This is a genomic window from Lysobacter sp. GX 14042, from assembly GCF_021390425.1.
Lineage (GTDB): Bacteria > Pseudomonadota > Gammaproteobacteria > Xanthomonadales > Xanthomonadaceae > Novilysobacter.
Genome location: NZ_JAJUWY010000002.1, coordinates 34,713 through 52,292, shown reverse-complemented (window position 1 = coordinate 52,292; position 17,580 = coordinate 34,713). Strand labels below are relative to the sequence as shown.

Below are 17,580 nucleotides of genomic sequence, written 5' to 3'. Positions count from 1 at the left end.
GTTGTGTCCTCCAAAGGCACTATCTGCCGCTGAGGGACAGTTCGGAAGCTAGCACCATTGCCCTCGCGATTGCCACCCTCGATTGCTGCCGGTGGAGTCGCCGGGTCGTTCACGCCATGGCAACACCGGCGTGCTACCCGTTCCGGCCGGGAATCCCGTCAGGGCGGGCGCCCGGAGCACCATCGATGGATGACGGAGGGGGATCGAGTGCCACATCACGGGGGTCGAGTTCGGCGATCAGGCTCAGGGCCTGGGCGCCGACTCCAACAGCCAGGTAACGGTCGTTGCGGGTGCGCACCACCACCACCCGCTCGCGCGGGCCGACCGGCAGGATCTGCACCACCGAGAGGGCCGCGCTGGAACCGGTCAGCCGGTAGCGTCGCCGTGCGTAGAACAACACCGCGGCGAGGACGGCGATGACCAGCAGCACCGGCACCAGGACGGCGATCACGTCGACCGCGACCGCCCCCGTGCCGGTCGCGGCCGGAGCCGCGGCGCGGGCCGGCAAGGCAATGCCGGAGGCCAGCAGGGCGGTGGTGGCGGGATGGCGTGCGGACATCGTGGCTGGACTCCTGCGGGGGGATGCGCGCTACCGTAGCAGCCGCCGCCGCGGTCCCGGGAGCGGATCGCGGCGCAACGGGGGAGTGTGTTGATGGCGGTTCCAGGGGGAACGCTGCCGCGGCCGGGCGCCGATGGTGGCCAGAGCGGCGGAACACCTTCGCTGGATGCATTGCTGGAGGCGATCCCGATCGCCTGCGCTGCGTTCCAGGACGGCTCCGGGCAGCTGGTGGCGGGCAACCGCCGCTACCACGACCAGTTCGGCCCGGTGCCGGGGCACGTCTCGCGCGAGCGCCTGATGCGGGAGCTGCACCCGGGGTCCACCGGCGACACCACCGGCCGCCGCGACGTGCGCCTTCCGCACAACGGGCGCTGGTACAGCCTGCACTGGGGCCGGGTGGAGGACGCGGGGCAGCCGCTGGACCTGCTCAGCGCGGTGGACATTTCCGAGCGCATCGAGGTGCTGGACTCGCACAAGAGCCAGCAGGAGAAGCTGCTGTTCACCTCGCGGCTGATGTCGGTGGGCGAAATGGCCGCGACCCTGGCGCACGAGCTCAACCAGCCGCTCGCGGCGATCGTCAACTACCTCAACGGCAGCCTGCGCCTGGTCGGGCAGGCCGGCGGGCCGGTCCAGGTCGAGCGTGCGCTGCAGGCCGCGCGGACCCAGGCCGAGCACGCGAGCGCGGTGATCGGCCGGGTGCGGGAGTTCGTCCGTGCCCGCGAACCGCGCCGCTCCGCGCACCGGCTCGGGGGCATCGCCGACACCGTGCTGGAACTGCTGCGGCTGGAAGCCGAGCGCCAGCAGCTGTGCATCGAGCTGGCCCTGCCCGAGGACCTCCCGGAGGTCTACGCCGACCGGGTGATGGTCGAGCAGGTGCTGCTCAACCTGGTCAAGAACGCCATCGAAGCCATGCGCGAGACCCCGGCCGAGCGGAGGGCGCTGCGGGTGGAAGGCCGGGTCAACCTGGACGGCGATGTCGAGGTGCGGGTCATCGACCGCGGCAGCGGCCTGAGCAAGGCCCAGCAGGACCAGCTGTTCTCGCCGTTCTTCACCACCAAGGCCGACGGGCTGGGCATCGGCTTGGCGATCTGCCGCTCGATCATCGAGTACCACGAGGGCCGGATGTTCTTCGAGCCCGCGCCCGGCGGCGGCAGCGTATTCGGCTTCACCCTGCCGGTGGCGCAGGGGAGGCAATGACAATGGAGGAACCAGGCCATGGCTGACCGTGCCGCAGGCGCTCCCACCCGGATCCACCTGGTGGACGACAACGACGGCTTCCGCGATTCCACCGCCTGGCTGCTGGAGACCGCCGGCTTCGAGGTCGAATCGTATGCCTCGGCGCCGGCGTTCCTGGACAGCCGCGACACCCGGCCGCCGCCGGGGACGGTCGAGTGCCTGGTGTCGGACATCCGCATGCCGGACATGAGCGGGGTGCAGCTGCAGGAGGAACTGCGGCGCCGGGGCGACACGATCCCGCTGGTGTTCGTGACCGCGCACGGCGACGTGCCGCTGGCGGTCGAGGCGATGCGCAAGGGGGCGGCGAACTTCCTCGAGAAGCCGTTCGGCGACGAGGTGCTGGTCGATGCCATCGAGGCCGCCCTGGCGCGGGTGCGCGGGGCCAGCGAGGCGCTGGCAAAGCTCAGTCCGCGCGAACGCCAGGTGCTCGACCTGGTGGTGGCGAGCAAGCCCAACAAGATCATCGCCGACATCCTCGGCATCAGCATCAAGACAGTGGAACTGCACCGGGCCAACATGATGAACAAGCTGGGCGTGCGCTCGCTTCCGGACCTGATGAAGGTGGCATTGGGACATGGCTGAGACCGATGGCGCGCTCGCGCCCGTACTGGAACCCCCCTCCGCCGGAACGCAGGTGGCCCCCGTCACCGGCCGGCTGCCCGAAATCCCCGAGCCGCGCGCGGCGGTACTGCAGGCGCTGTTCCGGCAGCCGCGGCGGTGGACCGTCGAGGGCGGCGAGGTGCTGCGGCTTGAGCCCGGCGGGCCGGCGCCGCAGGCCGCGACCTTCGCCCTCGACTCCGACGGCGCCAGCGTGGCGCTGGCCTTCGACCCGCATGACGGCGGCGTGCCCGACGGACTGCACTGGAGCGACCATGCCGGCCGCTCGCGGGTACTCGCCTGGAGCCTGGCCCACGAGCGGCAGTTGGTGCGCCTGAGCCAGGCGTTGGGCATGACCCTGGTGCCGGCGGTGGGGGGCGGCGACGACCCGGTGGCGGCGGCGACCGCGGGGGAGGGGACCTGGCTGCGGTTCCGCCTGGGCCCGCCCGGTGCCACCGGCGGCGCGGGCCTGGCCGGCACGGCCTGGCTCCCGCTTTCGCGCCTGCAATCCTTGCTGGTGCGCGCCGACGCGGCCGACGAGGCGGAAGCGGAACAGGCGATGGCCCGGTGGGCCGTGCTGCCTGCCAGCGTGGCGATCGCGATGCGGGGCCTGCGCATACCGCAGGCCGAATGGGCCGGGTTGTCACCCGGCGGCGTAATAGTGGTCGGACGGGCCTCGGCCCCTCCGCAGGTGCGTGCGCGTGGTGCCGGCCAGGCGTGGCCGGTACAGCCGACCGCCGAAGGCTGGCGCGTGGAAGGGCCGGGTGTACCCGATGGCGATGATCAGGAGAATGAAATGAGCGAAGACGAACAGCAGGCCGCGCAGACCGGCGACGCCGCCGAGGCGGCCAGCCCCAACCCGGTCGGCAGCCTGCCGGTGCAGGTGGGTTTCGAACTGGGGCGGCTGGAAGTCGGCCTGGGTGACCTGGCCCGGCTGCAGCCCGGCTACGTGTTCGCCCTGCCGGCGCACCTGCAGGGCGCCAACGTGGCCATCCGCGCCAATGGCCGCGAGGTGGGGCGTGGCGAGCTGGTCGCCGTCGGCGACACCCTCGGCGTACGCCTGCTGGCCTGGAGCTGACGGGTGGAGCAGTTCTCTCCCGCGCTCATCATCCTGATCGTCGTCAGCCTGGCGCTGGCACCGTTCGTGGCGGTGATGGTCACCTCGTTCACCAAGATCGTGGTGGTGCTCAGCCTGCTGCGCAACGCGCTCGGGTTGCAGCAGGTGCCGCCCAACGTGGTGATCAACGGGCTGGCGATCGTGCTGTCGATCTACGTGATGTACCCGGTGATCCTCGACACCCACGCGGCGGTGAGCGCGCACATGGACGGGCGGCCGCCACCCGCACACGTGGCGCAGCAGGCGGCGGTGAACACCCCGATGGATCCGTCTCCCGTGGCGATACGCAACCCGGCCGGCGTGACCACCACCGTCGACACCAGCGCGGCCACCGTGGGCGAACCGGCCACGGCGGTCCAGCCGCTGGTGGAGGACGAGGCGGTCGAGCCCGCGCCGTCCACCGCCACCGGTGGCGGTTCGGGGCTGGAGGGAATGACCGTCGACCGGCTGATCGAACTGGTGGACGTGGGCAAGGAGCCGCTGCGCGCGTTCCTGATCCACCACTCCAGCGATGCCGAGCGGGCGTTCTTCCTGCGCAGCGCGCAACGCCTGCTGCCACCGGGCAAGCGCGACCAGGTCGGCGTGGACGACTTCATCGTGGTCGTTCCCGCCTTCACCGTCAGCGAGCTGACCGCCGCGTTCCAGATCGGCTTCCTGATCTTCCTGCCGTTCCTGATCATCGACCTGGTGGTGGGCAACATCCTGCTGGCCCTGGGCATGATGATGATGTCCCCGACGACGGTCTCGCTGCCGCTCAAGCTGCTGCTGTTCGTCCTGATCGACGGCTGGGCCAAGCTGGTGCATGGCCTGGTGCTGACCTACAGCATGTAGCGGAGGCCACCCGATGACCGAAGTACTCGAACTCACCAAGCAGGCCCTGTGGCTGGTGCTGCTGCTCTCCGGGCCGCCGATCGCGGCCGCGGCGCTCATGGGCCTGGTGGTGGCCTTCCTGCAGGCCGCCACCCAGCTGCAGGAGCAGACCCTGGCCTACGCGGTGAAGTTCGTGGTGATCATCGTCACCCTGTTCGTCACCGCGGCGCTGATCGGCGGCACGCTGTACACCTTCGCCGAGAGGCTGTTCATCGATTTCCCGGGGCTGGTCCAGAAGTGATCGGCGGCTACGAATCGGTCGGCAACGTGATGCTGGCGCTGGGGCTCACCGTGCCCCGGATCACCGGGGCGTTCCTGATGCTGCCGCTGATGACCGCGCAGACGGTCCCGGCAATGGTGCGCAACAGCTTCCTGGTGAGCCTGGCGCTGGTGGCACTGCCGATCGCGATGGCCGGTGCGCCGGTCGATTTCATGACCAACCCGCTGTGGGTGGCGGTGATCCTCAAGGAGCTGTTCCTCGGGATGGCGCTGGGCTTCTGCTTCGGCATCGTGTTCTGGGCGATCGGCGCGGCCGGCAGCGTGATGGACAGCCAGGTCGGCATGGGCATGGCGTCGATCTTCGACCCGATCCAGGGCCACCAAGTGGCCCTGCACGGCCAGTTCCTGTCGCAGCTGGCGGCCTGGCTGTTCATGGCCAGCGGCGCGTTCCTGATCTTCCTCGACCTGCTGCTGTCGAGCTACGTGCTGTGGCCGGTGCTTTCGTACACGCCGGTGCTCAAGGGCGCCGGGGTGCACCTGTTCGTCGGCCACTTCGACTACCTGATGACCACCCTGCTGGTGATGGCCGCGCCGGCGATGGTGCTGCTGCTGGTGATCGACCTGTCCTTCGGCCTGGTCAACCGCTACGCGCCGCAGCTCAACGTGTTCGCGCTGACCCTGCCGATCAAGGCCTGGATCGCCACCGCGGTCATCCTGCTGCTGATCGGGGTGTACGTGGAGATCGTGCTCAAGCGCCTGGCGGCCAACCGCGGCCTGCTCGACATGCTCGACCGGGCGTTTTCCTGACCCCGCTCAGCCGCGGGCGTTGCGCACGTCCTCGGCCCAGTGCAGCACCTCGGCGACAGCCTCGAAGAACTCCTTGCCGATGTAGTCGTCGAGCTCGACCTTCTCGTGCAGGCCACGGGCCAGCGGGATGTTCTGCATGATCGGCACCCCGGCTTCCTCGGCGGCGCGCCTGATCATCTCCGCCTCGTAGCCCTCGCCCTTGGCGACGACGACCGGCAGGTCGGTGATGCCATGCTCGTACTGCAGGGCGACGGCGATGTGGGTCGGGTTGGTCACGACGACATTGGATCCCCGGACGGCACTGAGCATGTTCTGCTGGGACCACTCCTGGTGCAACTGCTTGCGCCGCTGCTTGACGTAGGGGTCGCCCTCGCTTTCCTTCACTTCCTGCTTGATGTCGCGCTTGCTCATGCGCAATTGCTTGAGGTACGAGTACTTCTGGTAGGAGGAATCCAGGGCGGAGATGAAGAAGAACACGAACACCGTCCACACCACGATGCGCACCAGCCCGGTCCAGATCGCCTCGCCCATGGCCGCCGGAGGCGAGTAGGGCAGCAGCAGCAACTGCTCCATCAGTCCCCACAGCACGACGCCGCCGATGCCGATCAGCGCCGCGCTCTTGATGATGGACTTCACCAGCTCGACCAGGTTGTCCATCGAGAACATCTTCTTGATGCCCTCGGCGGGGTTGAGCTTTTCCATCTTCGGGGTGACCTTCTTGAAGGCCAGCAGCGGCCCGACCTGCAGGAATTCCACCAGCAACCCGAGCAGCACCGCCATCACCGCCAGCGGCAGGACCAGCCAGACCAGCGTCTGCACCGCCGCCCAGCCCAGTTCCACCAGCGCCGGCAGGAAGGGCTTGTGCATGGCGTCCAGGCTCAGCTGGAACAGGGCCTTGACCCGTCCGCCCATCGAGCCCATCAGCATCCACCCGCCCAGCAGCCAGCCCAGCACCAGCACGGTGCTGGTGAGGTCCTTGCTCTTGGAGACGTTGCCTTCCTTGCGCGCATCGCGGATGCGCTTGTGGGTCGGCTTTTCGGTCTTGTCGGCGCCCTGGTCCTTCGATGCCATGGCAGCCTCCCCTGTCCACGGGCGACCCGCGCAGGCTAGCATGCGTGGGCGCCGGTCCAACGTCCGGTGAACCGCCCCGCGGCCCTCGGGGCGACCCTAGATGGCAAGCCGACGGCCCGGCGATACATTGCAGTCGTGTTTCATGTCTGAACGGGCAGCGAGCCTGATCCAAACCGGCCAATCATGAGCAGCATCAGCAACAATCCGGGTCTTGATCCGGCCGCCCTGCGGCTGGGACTGGGCCAGGTCGCGTTCGATGACCCGCGCCAGCGCGGTACCGAACCGGCCGTCGACATCGCGGATGCCGCGGGCGTCGAGGCGGTCGAGCAGGTCCGCGGGCCGCTCGCCGACCCGGGTGAGACCGTGCTGCAGCTGCAGGCCTGGGACGGGAGCCTTCCGGGGCAGCGCCTGCTTCCGGGCGAGACCGGCCTGGAGCAGCAACTGGCCGGGCAACCGCTGTCGGCCGCAGCCGATCATGGGGTCGAAGCGGTTCTCGACACCCTGTACTGACCGCATCGCAGCGACCGGCCCGCCACGGCCGCCTGGGCTAGCATGGGATCCTTCCACCTCGCGCCCGCTGCCGGCCTGCCGGAGCCCTGATGCAAGCCCCCGCGCATCCCGACACCCTCCCTTCCGCGCACGCTCTGCGCGCGGCCGCCTCGCGCCTGGTCTCGGCGCTGGCCGCGCATTCCGACCCCGAGTACCGGCTGACCGTCCTCAAGCGCTTGGCACGGCGCCTGGGCGAGGACCAGTACCCGTTGTTCATCCGGATCCTCGGGGTGGTGGCCGAAAGCGACGACAGCCGCGCCCACCGGGTGCTGGCCGAAACCTTCGGCACCGCCCTGCGCAGGATGGACCTGCCCGGCGGGGCGCTGAGCTCCTGGGGGGCGACGCGACTGCCCGACAGCCGCCAGCCGGTGGCGGCCAGCGCACTCTCGGGGCAGTTCTTCGGCGCGACCCCGCAGCGGCTGCTCGGCCCGGTGGAGTACCTGACCGTGTGGCACCTGCAACGCACCCAGCGCCAGCCGCTGGGCGCCGAGGCGTTCCGTACCGCGCTGGCGCGGCTGATCGCCTTGCTCAACCACAGCGAGGATGCGCGCACCCTGTATCCGCAGAAACTTGCCGTGGATGCACAGAGCGAGATGGAAGGCGCCTATACCCGGACCACCCGCGACCGGCTCGCGGCGATTGCCGGGGCCTGGGGCGCGGGGCTGTCCCCGGAGGAGGTCGCCGAGGCCGCGCTTGCCGCGGGCGGAGATGCCGCCACCCCGCCGCCGGGCGCCTGGGTGGTGCGCGACCTGTAGCCGGCCGCCCGGAAATGTTTGACTTGATGCGCCGGCTCCCCAACCATCCGGGGTTGGAACCGCCCTTTCGGCCACCCGGCAAGGCGCCCGCGCGGCGCCTTTTTCACGCCCGCGGCACCGGCCCGCACGATCCAGACACGCCCATTCCCATGATCACGATCACGCTCCCCGACGGCAGCCGCCGCGAGTTCGACGCCCCCGTTACCGTCATGCAGGTCGCGCAGTCGATCGGCCCGGGCTTGGCCAAGGCCACCGTGGCCGGCAAGGTCGACGGTCGCCAGGTCGACGCCTGCGACCTCATCGACCACGACGCCAGCCTGCAGATCCTCACCCCGAAGGACCCGGAAGGGGTGGAGATCATCCGCCATTCCTGCGCCCACCTGGTCGGGCACGCGGTCAAGCAGCTCTATCCCGACGCGAAGATGGTGATCGGCCCGGTGATCGAGGACGGCTTCTACTACGACGTCTGGCGCGAGCAGCCGTTCACGCCCGACGACATGGCCGCCATCGAGCAGCGCATGCGCGAGCTGATCGACACCGAGTACGACGTGATCAAGCGCATGACCCCGCGCGAGGAGGTCGTCGAGGCCTTCAGCGCGCGCGGAGAGGACTACAAGCTGCGCCTGATCGAGGACATGGGCCCGGAGGTCACGGCCATGGGCCTGTACCACCACCAGGAATACCTCGACATGTGCCGTGGCCCGCATGTGCCCAACACGCGGTTCCTGAAGGCATTCAAGCTGCTGCGCATCTCCGGCGCCTACTGGCGCGGCGATGCGAAGAACGAGCAGCTGCAGCGCATCTACGGCACCGCCTGGGCCGACAGCAAGCAGCTCAAGGCCTACATCCAGCGCATGGAGGAGGCGGAGAAGCGCGACCACCGCCGCATCGGCCGTGCCCAGGACCTGTTCCACCTGCAGGAGGAAGCCCCCGGACTGGTGTTCTGGCATCCGAAGGGCTGGGCGGTCTGGCAGGTGGTCGAGCAGTACATGCGCGGCGTCTACCGCGACTCCGGCTACCAGGAAGTGCGCTGCCCGCAGATCCTGGATGTCTCGCTGTGGCAGAAGTCCGGCCACTGGGACAACTACAAGGAGAACATGTTCTTCACCGAGTCGGAAAAGCGCACCTACGCGCTCAAGCCGATGAACTGCCCGGGCCACGTGCAGGTGTTCAACCACGGCCTGCACAGCTACCGCGACCTGCCGATCCGCTACGGCGAGTTCGGTGCCTGCCACCGCAACGAGCCCTCCGGCGCGCTGCACGGGATCCTGCGCGTGCGCGGCTTCACCCAGGACGACGGCCACGTGTTCTGCACCGAGGGGCAGATCGAGGCCGAGGTCACCGCCTTCCACGCCCAGGCGATGAAGGTCTATGCCGATTTCGGCTTCACCGACGTGCAGGTCAAGCTGGCCCTGCGCCCCGAGCCGCGGCTGGGTGACGACGCCACCTGGGACAAGGCCGAGGCGGCCCTGCGCGCGGCCCTGCGCGCCGCCGGCGTGGAGTGGGAGGAGCTGCCGGGCGAGGGTGCCTTCTACGGCCCCAAGATCGAGTACCACCTGCGTGATGCGATCGGCCGCACCTGGCAGCTGGGAACCATGCAGGTCGACTTCATGATGCCCGGCCGGCTCGGCGCGGAGTACATCGACGAGGGCAGCCAGCGCCGCCACCCGGTCATGTTGCACCGCGCCATCGTCGGCTCGATGGAGCGCTTCATCGGCATCCTGATCGAGCACCACGAGGGCCGCTTCCCGGCCTGGCTGGCGCCGGTGCAGGCAGTGGTGATGAACATCACCGATGCCCAGGCCGATGCGGTGCGGGAGGCGCGGCAAACCCTTGCGGCCCAAGGCTTCCGGGTCGAGGCGGATTTGCGCAACGAAAAGATCGGCTATAAGATCCGCGAGCACACGCTGCAGCGCGTGCCGTACCTGCTCGTCGTCGGTGACCGCGAGAAGGAGAACGGCCAGGTCGCGGTGCGTAGCCGTGAAGGGGAGGACCTGGGATCGATGACCGTCGCCGAGTTCGCCGAGCGTCTACGCAACGAGGACGTGCACTGAAGCACGCTGGCGCAGTGACTGCCCGGCCGAATGGCCGGTTCGACCCCCAACGGAGATTGCAACATCAGCACCCCCGACAAGCGCAACCGCAGGAACCAGGAGATCCGTGTCCCCCGGGTCCGCGTGATCGACAGCGAAGGCGAGATGCTTGGCGTGCTCACGCGCGACGAGGCACTTGCGGCCGCCCAGGAGCAGGGCCTCGACCTGGTCGAGATCCAGCCGCATGGCGACCCGCCGGTCTGCCGGATCATGGACTTCGGCAAGTACATGTTCGACCTGCAGAAGAAGGCCAACGCGGCCAAGAAGAAGCAGAAGCAGGTCGAGATCAAGGAAGTGAAGTTCCGCCCGGTCACCGACTCGGGCGACTACGCGATCAAGATGCGCAAGATGCGCGAGTTCCTGGACGAAGGGGACAAGATCAAGGTCAACATCCGCTTCCGTGGCCGCGAGATGCGCCACCAGGAGCTGGGCCGCGAGATGGCCGAGCGGATCGAGAAGGACCTGGGCGAGGACATCGTCATCGAGTCCCGGCCGCGCTTCGAGGGCCGGCAGATGGTGATGATGATCGCGCCGAAGAAGAAGTAGGCCGCGCCGGCCGCCGTTGCGCGGCTGCCGGTTTGTTGCCATACTGGGCGGCCCCGGTTTTGCCGGGGTCGCCGTTTTAAGCGACACGTTAAGCACATACGGACACGTCCCGCGTCCCGCCGTCCGGCGTGGCGCGTGGCGCATGACCGGTCGGGGCAGGACGGAAAGCGTGGCCCAGCCACCGCCCAGGCCAGTGACAGAAACCGAAAGGACATCCGCAATGCCCAAGATCAAGACCCATCGCGGTGCGGCCAAGCGATTCCGCAAGACCGCGTCCGGCAAGTTCAAGGCCGGCCACGCCAACCGCAGCCACATCCTCACCAAGAAGGCGACCAAGCGGAAGCGCAACCTGCGGCAGACGAACCACGTCCGCGCCGAGGATGCCGGCCGTTTGAACCGCATGCTGCCGTACGCCTGAGGAGGACTGAGAAATGGCACGAGTCAAGCGTGGCGTGCAGGCACGCCGTCGTCACAAGAAGGTCCTCGCCCAGGCGAAGGGTTACTACCACGCGCGCCGCAAGGTCTTCCGCGTCGCCAAGCAGGCGGTCATCAAGGCGCAGCAGTACGCCTACATCGGCCGCAAGCAGAAGAAGCGCAACTTCCGTTCGCTGTGGATCACCCGCATCAACGCGGCGGCCCGCGCCAACGGCATGAGCTACAGCCGCTTCATCAACGGCCTGATGAAGGCCGGCATCACTCTGGACCGCAAGGTGCTGGCGGACATCGCCGTGCACGACGCGGCGGGTTTTGCCGCGCTGACCGAGAAGGCCAAGGGCGCGCTCGCAGCGTAAGTTGCCGGCGCCGGCCGGCCGCGGGAAACCGCGGTGGGCCGCGCACGGACACTGCAGTACACGCATGGGGAAGGGCGCAAGTCCTTCCCCATGTTCGTTTTCGGGGTACGGGATCCGTTCGCATGAGTGACATCCAGGCGTTGACCACCCGGGCGCTGGCCGATATCGCCGCCGCCGATTCGCCCGCCGCCATCGAGGCGCTGCGGGTGGCGCTGATCGGCAAGTCCGGCAGCATCACCGGCCAGCTCAAGCAGCTCGGCAAGCTGCCGGCGGAGGAGCGCAAGGCCGCCGGCGCCACGATCAACCAGGCCCGCGATGCCGTTTCGACGGCATTGGGCGAGCGCAAGGCGATGCTGGAGTCCGCGGCGCTGGATGCCCGCCTGGCGGCGGAGACGGTCGACGTGACCCTGCCGGGGATCGACGCCGGGCGTGGCGGGTTGCACCCGGTCAGCCGGACCATGGAACGCATCGCCGACATCTTCGGCCGGCTCGGCTTCGAGGCCGCCCGCGGGCCGGAGATCGAGGACGACTGGCACAATTTCGAGGCGCTCAACTTCCCGCCGCACCATCCGGCGCGGGCGATGCACGACACCTTCTACTTCGGCGATGGCCGGTTGCTGCGCACCCACACCTCGGGCGTGCAGGTGCGCTACATGCAGGACCTGCTGTCCGCCGGCGGGCAGCCGCCGCTGCGGATGATCGCGCTGGGCAAGGTCTACCGCAGCGACTCCGACCAGACCCACACGCCGATGTTCCACCAGTGCGAGGGCCTGCTGGTCGACGAGCACGCCAGCTTCGCCGACCTCAAGGGGACGCTGGCCGAGTTCGTGCGGGCGTTCTTCGGGCGCGACTTCCAGATGCGCTTCCGCCCCAGCTACTTCCCCTTCACCGAGCCGTCCGCCGAGGTCGACATCGCCTGGCAGCAGGCCGACGGGAGTACCCGCTGGCTGGAGGTGCTGGGCTGCGGGATGGTCCACCCTAACGTGCTCAAGGCGGTCGGCATCGATCCGGAGCGCTATACGGGCTATGCCTTCGGGCTGGGCGTGGAGCGCTTCGCCATGCTGCGCTACGGGGTCGACGACCTGCGCAGCTTCTTTGAAAACGACGTGCGCTTCCTGCGCCAGTTCGCCTGAGGCAGGAGGGCACGCGATGAAATTCCCCGAGAACTGGCTGCGCCGGCACGTGGCGACCCGCGCGAGCCGGGCCGAACTGGTCGACACCCTGACCGCGATCGGCCTGGAGGTGGAGGAGGTCACGCCGCTGGGCGACGGGCTGGACGGCGTGGTGGTGGCCGAGATCCTCAGCGCCACCAGGCACCCGGAGGCCGACCGGCTGCAGGTGTGCCAGGTCGACGCCGGCGACGGCGCGCCGGTGCAGATCGTCTGCGGTGCGCCCAACGCGCGCGTCGGGCTCAAGGCACCGCTGGCACGGGTCGGGGCGGTGCTGCCGGGCGGGATGAAGCTCGCGGCGGCGAAGCTGCGGGGCGTGGAATCGTTCGGCATGCTGTGCTCGGCCAGGGAACTGGGGACCGATTCCGACGCCGCCGGCCTGCTGGAGCTGCCGGCCGACGCTACGGTGGGCCAGCCGATGGCCGAGCTGCTGGGCCTGCCCGACGCGACGATCGAGATCAAGCTGACCCCCAACCGCGCGGACTGTTTCAGCGTGCGCGGGATCGCCTTCGACGTGGCGGCCGCGTCCGGCTGCGAGGTCGCACCGTTCGCGGTGGCGCCGGTGCCGGCCGGCAGCGAAGCCCGGCTGCCGATCGAGCTGTCCGCGGGCGCCGATGCGCCGCGCTACTGCGGCCGGGTGATCGAGGGCGTGGACGCCTCGGCGCCGACGCCGTGGTGGATCGCCGAACGCCTGCGCCGCAGCGGCGTCCGCCCGGTCAGCCTGCTGGTCGACGTGACCCAGTACGTGATGCTCGAGCTCGGCCAGCCGATGCACGCCTTCGATCGCGACACGCTGGCAGGTCCGGTCGGCGTCCGCCGCGCCCGCGCAGGTGAGTCGCTGGCCCTGCTGGACGGCCGCCAGGCGAAGCTCGACGACGACTTCCTGCTGGTGACCGATGGCGACCGGCCAGTCGCGCTGGCCGGGATCATGGGCGGGCTGGACACGCGGGTGACCGAGGCGACCCGCAACGTCTTCCTGGAGGCGGCGCACTTCGCCCCGGCCGCGGTGATCGGGCGCAGCCGCAGGCTCGGCCTGCACACCGATGCCGCCCACCGCTTCGAGCGCGGGGTGGATCCGGAGCTGCCGCGCACCGCGCTCGAGTACGCCACCCGGCTGATCCTGGACGCTGCCGGGGGCACGGCCGGCCCGGTGGCCGAGGCGGCCCTGGCCGACCGGCTGCCACGCAATGCGCCGATCCTGCTGCGCCGCGGGCGACTGGCCCGGGTGCTGGGCCTGCAGGTTGCCGACACCGAAGTCGAGCGGATCCTGCGCGCGCTGGACATGCACGTCGAAGCGCTGGACGACGGCTGGCGGGTCACCGCGCCGAGCCGGCGTTTCGACATCGCGCTGGAGGAGGACCTCATCGAGGAGGTCGCCCGCATCCACGGCTACGACCGCGTACCGGCCACCCTGCCGCGCGGGGCCGCCGTGCTGCGCGTGCCGGCCGAGGAGCGGGTGGACGAGGCCGACGCGCGCCGCCACCTGGCCAGCCGCGGCTTCCTGGAGGCGATCAGCTACGCCTTCGTCGAGGCCGGGCTGCTGGCGCGCTGGCAGGCGGACGGCCAGGCGGTGCCGCTGCTCAACCCGCTCAGCGCCGAGCTGGCCGTGATGCGCACGATGCTGCTGCCGGGCCTGGTATCGGCACTGGGGCGCAACACCGCGCGCCAGCAGTCGCGGGTACGGCTGTTCGAGCTGGGCAACGTGTTCAGCGCCCCGGCGATGGAAGGCGGGGCGCCGGTCGAGTGCCTGCGGGTGGCCGCCGCCGCCAGCGGCGACGCCGGCGCCGAGCAGTGGGGCGAGCCCTCGCGCCCGATCGGCTTCCACGACCTCAAGGGCGACCTGGAGAGCCTTGCAGCGCTGTCGCGCGTCGGCCTGGCGTTCCGTCCCTCGGCACCCGCCTGGGCCCACCCCGGACGCTCGGCCGACGTGTTGCTGGCCGGCGGCGGGCAGCCGGTCGGCTGGATCGGCGAGTTGCACCCGCGCCTGCTGGAGGCGATGGAGGTCGACACCCGGGTGGTGGCCTTCGAGTTGGACCTGGAGCCACTCCTGGCGCGCGCATTGCCGCGTGCCGGCGCCCTCTCGCGCCAGCCGTCGGTGCGCCGCGACCTGGCGTTCGTACTGCCCGCGCAGGTGTCCTGGGCCGCGGTCGAGGCCAGCATCCGCGCCGCCGCCGGCCCGGTCCTGCGGGACCTGGTGCTGTTCGACCGGTACCAGGGCAAGGGTGTGGAATCGGGATTCAAGAGTCTTGCTATGGGCTTGATTCTGCAGGAGGAATCGCGCACGCTGACGGACCGCGAGGTCGACGCGGCCGTCGCGGCGGTGAGCGCGGCGCTGGAGCGCGACCATGGCGCGGTGATCCGCGGCTGAGACCCGCCTGCAGTACGAAGGTGACACGATGGCGTTGACCAAGGCGGAGATGGCCGAGCGTCTGTTCGACGAAGTCGGCCTGAACAAGCGCGAGGCGAAGGAGTTCGTCGACGCGTTCTTCGACTCGCTCCGTGGCGCGCTCGAGGGCGGCCGGCAGGTGAAGCTGTCGGGCTTCGGCAACTTCGACCTGCGGCGCAAGAACCAGCGTCCCGGGCGCAACCCGAAGACCGGCGAGGAGATCCCGATCTCCGCCCGCACGGTGGTCACCTTCCGCCCGGGGCAGAAGCTCAAGGAGCGCGTCGAGGCGTACAGTGGAGCCGAACATGCTTGATCCGGGCAGCAACCGCGAGCTTCCGCCGATACCGGCCAAACGCTACTTCACCATCGGCGAGGTCAGCGAGCTGTGCGACGTCAAGCCGCACGTGCTGCGTTACTGGGAAACCGAGTTCCCGATGCTCAACCCGGTCAAGCGCCGGGGCAACCGCCGCTACTACCAGCGCCACGAGGTGCTGATGGTGCGCCAGATCCGCGGCCTGCTGTACGAGCAGGGCTACACCATCGGTGGTGCCCGGCTGCGGCTGGAGGGCGACGCCGGGCGCGACGAGTCCGCGCTCAGTTCGCAGATCGTGCGCCAGGTGCGCATGGAACTGGAGGAAGTGCTGCAGTTGCTGCGGCGATAGCGGTATACTTGCCGGCCGCCGCGAGGCGGGCAGGATCGTTCGGGGTGTAGCGCAGCCTGGTAGCGCACTTGTCTGGGGGACAAGTGGTCGTCGGTTCGAATCCGGCCACCCCGACCAACACGATCACGCGGATGGATGCGCGCAGATGCAGGCGCGGATGCAAAAAGGGGCCTTGCGGCCCCTTTTTCATGTCCCGGTATCAGGATGCGGCGCCTGCCCGCACCGGCTGGCCCGCGGTGGGCCAGCGCGCCAGGATCGAGCCGCGGATCCCGTCGGCGTCCAGCCCCGCTTCGGCCAGCAGCTGCTCGCGGCTGCCGTGGTGCTGGAAGGCATCGGGCAGGCCCAAGTGGAGGATCGGCAGGCAAATGCCCTCGGCGGCCAGCAACTCGGCCACGCCGGAGCCGGCGCCGCCGGCGACCACGTTGTCCTCCAGGGTCACCAGGGCGTCGTGGCTGCGCGCCAACTCCAGCACCAGCTCCCGGTCCAGCGGCTTGACGAAGCGCATGTTGGCGATCGACAGCCCCAGTTCGGCGGCGACCTGCTCGGCCGCGGCCAGGGGGGCGCCGAACGCGAGCAGGGCGATGCCGGAGCCTCGCTGGCGCAGCTCGCCCCTGCCGATCGGCAGGGTATCCAGCCCCGCCTCCAGGGTCACGCCGGGGCCGGTGCCCCGCGGGTAGCGCACTGCTGCCGGCCCCGGGTGCTGGAAGCCGGTCGAGAGCATCCTGCGACACTCGGCCTCGTCGCCGGGTGCCATGACCACCATGTTCGGCACGCAGCGCAGGTAGCTCAGGTCCAGGTTGCCGGCATGGGTCGCGCCGTCCGGGCCGACCACGCCGCCGCGGTCGATCGCGAACAGCACGTCCAGGTCCTGGATGGCGACGTCGTGCACCAGTTGGTCATAGGCGCGCTGCAGGAAGGTCGAATAGATCGCGACCACCGGCTTGGCGCCCTCGCAGGCCATGCCGGCGGCCAGGGTGACCGCGTGCTGCTCGGCGATCGCCACGTCGAAGTAGCGCTCCGGGAACTCCCGGCTGAAGCGCACCAGCCCGGAGCCTTCGCGCATCGCCGGGGTGATGCCCATCAGTCGCGGCTCGGCGGCGGCCATGTCGCACAGCCAGTCCCCGAACACGTCGGTGTAGGCGGGCTTCTTCGCCCCCGGCTTGCTGACCATGCCGCGGACCGGGTCGAACGGGCTGACCGCGTGGTAGCCGATCTGGTCGCCTTCGGCGAGTTCGTAACCCTTGCCCTTGGTGGTGATGATGTGCAGCAGCTGCGGACCCTTCAGCTCCCTCAGGGTGCCCAGGGTGGAGACCAGCGCGTCCATGTCGTGGCCGTCGATCGGGCCGGTGTAGTGGAAGCCCAGTTCCTCGAACATGCTGGAAGGCACGAACATGCCCTTCCACTGCTCCTCCCAGCGCTTGACGAAGCGCGCCGGGGCGCCGTGCTTGTCGCCCAGCAGCTTCTTGCCGCCCTCGCGGATGGCGTTGAGCGTGCGGCTTCCGGACAGCCGGCCGAGCATGCGGGTGACCCCGCCGACGTTCTCGGAGATCGACATCTGGTTGTCGTTGAGGATCACCAGCAGGTCGGGCTCGGCACGCCCGGGCTCCTCGCCCAGGCCGCCGCCGTGCGCCAGTGCCTCGAAGGCCATGCCGGCGGTCATCGCCCCGTCGCCGATCACCGCGACCACCTTGCGCGGGTCGCCCGCGGCCTGCAGCGCCAGCGCCATGCCCAGCGCGGCGGAAATGCTGGTGGAGCTGTGGCCGACGCCGAAGGTGTCGTACTCGGACTCGTCGCGCTTGGGGAACGGCGCGACGCCGTCCTTCTGCTTGACCGTGTGGATGGCGTCGCGGCGCCCGGTGAGGATCTTGTGCGGGTAGGTCTGGTGGCCGACGTCCCAGACCAGGCGGTCGTCGGGGGTCTGGTACAGCCAGTGCAGGGCGACCGTCAGCTCGATCACCCCGAGGCCGGCACCGAAGTGCCCGCCGGACTGGGCGACCTGCTCGATCAGGTAGGAACGCAGCTCGTCGGCGATCGCCGGAAGCTCCCCGGCCGGGAACTCGCGCAGGTCCGAGGGGACCTGGATGCGGGAGAGGCGGGGATAGCGTTGCGGATCGATCATCAATACGGAACCGGACGGCAAGTAGGACATTGTC

The 17,580-nt window shown here is 69.8% G+C and carries 19 protein-coding genes and 1 tRNA gene; 17 read left to right on the top strand and 3 right to left on the bottom strand.

The window, feature by feature from the left end:
* Positions 1-133 precede the first annotated feature (133 nt).
* On the bottom strand, positions 134-559 hold the full coding sequence (locus LY625_RS03525) for a flagellar biosynthetic protein FliO (RefSeq protein ID WP_233737628.1): 426 nt from the start codon (positions 557-559) through the stop codon (positions 134-136).
* A gap of 93 nt (positions 560-652) precedes the next feature.
* Here LY625_RS03525 and LY625_RS03520 point away from each other — a divergent pair, with 93 nt between their 5' ends.
* From LY625_RS03520 to sctT, 6 genes are read left to right on the top strand one after another with little or no spacing between them, the layout of a single operon-like run.
* Positions 653-1,756, top strand: coding sequence for an ATP-binding protein (locus LY625_RS03520; protein WP_233737627.1), 1,104 nt, complete (start codon positions 653-655; stop codon positions 1,754-1,756).
* 18 nt (positions 1,757-1,774) lie between these two features.
* Complete coding sequence (locus LY625_RS13425) at positions 1,775-2,377, top strand: response regulator (RefSeq protein ID WP_305067665.1); 603 nt, start codon at positions 1,775-1,777, stop codon at positions 2,375-2,377.
* Complete coding sequence (sctQ, locus tag LY625_RS03505) at positions 2,370-3,470, top strand: type III secretion system cytoplasmic ring protein SctQ (RefSeq protein WP_233737626.1); 1,101 nt, start codon at positions 2,370-2,372, stop codon at positions 3,468-3,470. The genes LY625_RS13425 and sctQ overlap by 8 nt, the downstream gene beginning before the upstream one ends.
* 3 nt (positions 3,471-3,473) lie before the next feature.
* Positions 3,474-4,340 (top strand): EscR/YscR/HrcR family type III secretion system export apparatus protein, encoded by an 867-nt coding sequence (locus tag LY625_RS13420; RefSeq protein WP_343223454.1) that lies wholly within the window; start codon positions 3,474-3,476, stop codon positions 4,338-4,340.
* Positions 4,341-4,353: 13 nt separating this feature from the next.
* Positions 4,354-4,620 carry a type III secretion system export apparatus subunit SctS gene (sctS, locus tag LY625_RS03490; protein ID WP_233737625.1) on the top strand — a complete coding sequence of 89 codons (267 nt, stop codon included), beginning with the start codon at positions 4,354-4,356 and terminating at the stop codon, positions 4,618-4,620.
* Positions 4,617-5,405, top strand: a complete 789-nt coding sequence (gene sctT / locus LY625_RS03485; RefSeq protein WP_233737624.1) for a type III secretion system export apparatus subunit SctT — start codon at positions 4,617-4,619, stop codon at positions 5,403-5,405. Before sctS ends, sctT begins: the two co-directional genes overlap by 4 nt.
* A gap of 6 nt (positions 5,406-5,411) precedes the next feature.
* Here sctT and sctU read toward each other — a convergent pair whose 3' ends face one another.
* Positions 5,412-6,476, bottom strand: coding sequence for a type III secretion system export apparatus subunit SctU (sctU, locus tag LY625_RS03480; RefSeq protein WP_233737623.1), 1,065 nt, complete (start codon positions 6,474-6,476; stop codon positions 5,412-5,414).
* A 183-nt stretch (positions 6,477-6,659) separates the two neighbouring features.
* Between sctU and LY625_RS03475 the strand changes: the two genes are divergently transcribed.
* From LY625_RS03475 to LY625_RS03425, 11 genes are all read left to right on the top strand, one after another.
* The gene (locus LY625_RS03475; RefSeq protein WP_233737622.1) at positions 6,660-6,986 is read left to right on the top strand and encodes a hypothetical protein; all 327 of its coding nucleotides are present in this window, start codon (positions 6,660-6,662) and stop codon (positions 6,984-6,986) included.
* A gap of 89 nt (positions 6,987-7,075) precedes the next feature.
* Entirely contained in the window at positions 7,076-7,780 is a 705-nt protein-coding gene (locus tag LY625_RS03470; protein ID WP_233737621.1) for a hypothetical protein, read from the top strand.
* 149 nt (positions 7,781-7,929) lie between these two features.
* Positions 7,930-9,834, top strand: coding sequence for a threonine--tRNA ligase (thrS, locus tag LY625_RS03465; protein ID WP_233737620.1), 1,905 nt, complete (start codon positions 7,930-7,932; stop codon positions 9,832-9,834).
* 30 nt (positions 9,835-9,864) lie between these two features.
* Positions 9,865-10,419, top strand: a complete 555-nt coding sequence (gene infC / locus LY625_RS03460) for a translation initiation factor IF-3 (protein ID WP_233737619.1) — start codon at positions 9,865-9,867, stop codon at positions 10,417-10,419.
* Between the two features lie 220 nt (positions 10,420-10,639).
* Positions 10,640-10,837, top strand: a complete 198-nt coding sequence (rpmI, locus tag LY625_RS03455; protein WP_027069156.1) for a 50S ribosomal protein L35 — start codon at positions 10,640-10,642, stop codon at positions 10,835-10,837.
* Positions 10,838-10,850: 13 nt separating this feature from the next.
* Complete coding sequence (gene rplT / locus LY625_RS03450; protein WP_233737618.1) at positions 10,851-11,210, top strand: 50S ribosomal protein L20; 360 nt, start codon at positions 10,851-10,853, stop codon at positions 11,208-11,210.
* Positions 11,211-11,332: 122 nt separating this feature from the next.
* Entirely contained in the window at positions 11,333-12,343 is a 1,011-nt protein-coding gene (gene pheS / locus LY625_RS03445) for a phenylalanine--tRNA ligase subunit alpha (RefSeq protein ID WP_233737617.1), read from the top strand.
* Positions 12,344-12,359: 16 nt separating this feature from the next.
* Positions 12,360-14,747 carry a phenylalanine--tRNA ligase subunit beta gene (gene pheT / locus LY625_RS03440; RefSeq protein ID WP_233737616.1) on the top strand — a complete coding sequence of 796 codons (2,388 nt, stop codon included), beginning with the start codon at positions 12,360-12,362 and terminating at the stop codon, positions 14,745-14,747.
* Positions 14,748-14,775: 28 nt separating this feature from the next.
* Positions 14,776-15,078 (top strand): integration host factor subunit alpha, encoded by a 303-nt coding sequence (locus LY625_RS03435; protein ID WP_233737615.1) that lies wholly within the window; start codon positions 14,776-14,778, stop codon positions 15,076-15,078.
* Positions 15,071-15,427, top strand: a complete 357-nt coding sequence (locus LY625_RS03430; RefSeq protein ID WP_233737614.1) for a MerR family transcriptional regulator — start codon at positions 15,071-15,073, stop codon at positions 15,425-15,427. Before LY625_RS03435 ends, LY625_RS03430 begins: the two co-directional genes overlap by 8 nt.
* Positions 15,428-15,467: 40 nt before the next feature.
* Positions 15,468-15,544, top strand: a tRNA-Pro gene (locus tag LY625_RS03425).
* Between the two features lie 82 nt (positions 15,545-15,626).
* Here the strand turns inward: LY625_RS03425 and dxs are convergent.
* Positions 15,627-17,546, bottom strand: a complete 1,920-nt coding sequence (gene dxs, locus LY625_RS03420; RefSeq protein WP_233737613.1) for a 1-deoxy-D-xylulose-5-phosphate synthase — start codon at positions 17,544-17,546, stop codon at positions 15,627-15,629.
* Positions 17,547-17,580 lie beyond the last annotated feature (34 nt).

What these genes read in the sequence shown, in the direction of transcription:
- LY625_RS03525 (WP_233737628.1), bottom strand. Translation starts at nt 559, where the DNA reads ATGTCCGCACGCCATCCCGCCACCACCGCCCTGCTGGCCTCCGGCATT.
- LY625_RS03520 (WP_233737627.1), top strand. Translation starts at nt 653, where the DNA reads ATGGCGGTTCCAGGGGGAACGCTGCCGCGGCCGGGCGCCGATGGTGGC.
- LY625_RS13425 (WP_305067665.1), top strand. Translation starts at nt 1,775, where the DNA reads ATGGCTGACCGTGCCGCAGGCGCTCCCACCCGGATCCACCTGGTGGAC.
- sctQ (WP_233737626.1), top strand. Translation starts at nt 2,370, where the DNA reads ATGGCTGAGACCGATGGCGCGCTCGCGCCCGTACTGGAACCCCCCTCC.
- sctS (WP_233737625.1), top strand. Translation starts at nt 4,354, where the DNA reads ATGACCGAAGTACTCGAACTCACCAAGCAGGCCCTGTGGCTGGTGCTG.
- sctU (WP_233737623.1), bottom strand. Translation starts at nt 6,476, where the DNA reads ATGGCATCGAAGGACCAGGGCGCCGACAAGACCGAAAAGCCGACCCAC.
- LY625_RS03475 (WP_233737622.1), top strand. Translation starts at nt 6,660, where the DNA reads ATGAGCAGCATCAGCAACAATCCGGGTCTTGATCCGGCCGCCCTGCGG.
- LY625_RS03470 (WP_233737621.1), top strand. Translation starts at nt 7,076, where the DNA reads ATGCAAGCCCCCGCGCATCCCGACACCCTCCCTTCCGCGCACGCTCTG.
- thrS (WP_233737620.1), top strand. Translation starts at nt 7,930, where the DNA reads ATGATCACGATCACGCTCCCCGACGGCAGCCGCCGCGAGTTCGACGCC.
- infC (WP_233737619.1), top strand. Translation starts at nt 9,865, where the DNA reads ATGGCCGGTTCGACCCCCAACGGAGATTGCAACATCAGCACCCCCGAC.
- rpmI (WP_027069156.1), top strand. Translation starts at nt 10,640, where the DNA reads ATGCCCAAGATCAAGACCCATCGCGGTGCGGCCAAGCGATTCCGCAAG.
- rplT (WP_233737618.1), top strand. Translation starts at nt 10,851, where the DNA reads ATGGCACGAGTCAAGCGTGGCGTGCAGGCACGCCGTCGTCACAAGAAG.
- pheS (WP_233737617.1), top strand. Translation starts at nt 11,333, where the DNA reads ATGAGTGACATCCAGGCGTTGACCACCCGGGCGCTGGCCGATATCGCC.
- pheT (WP_233737616.1), top strand. Translation starts at nt 12,360, where the DNA reads ATGAAATTCCCCGAGAACTGGCTGCGCCGGCACGTGGCGACCCGCGCG.
- LY625_RS03435 (WP_233737615.1), top strand. Translation starts at nt 14,776, where the DNA reads ATGGCGTTGACCAAGGCGGAGATGGCCGAGCGTCTGTTCGACGAAGTC.
- LY625_RS03430 (WP_233737614.1), top strand. Translation starts at nt 15,071, where the DNA reads ATGCTTGATCCGGGCAGCAACCGCGAGCTTCCGCCGATACCGGCCAAA.
- dxs (WP_233737613.1), bottom strand. Translation starts at nt 17,546, where the DNA reads ATGATCGATCCGCAACGCTATCCCCGCCTCTCCCGCATCCAGGTCCCC.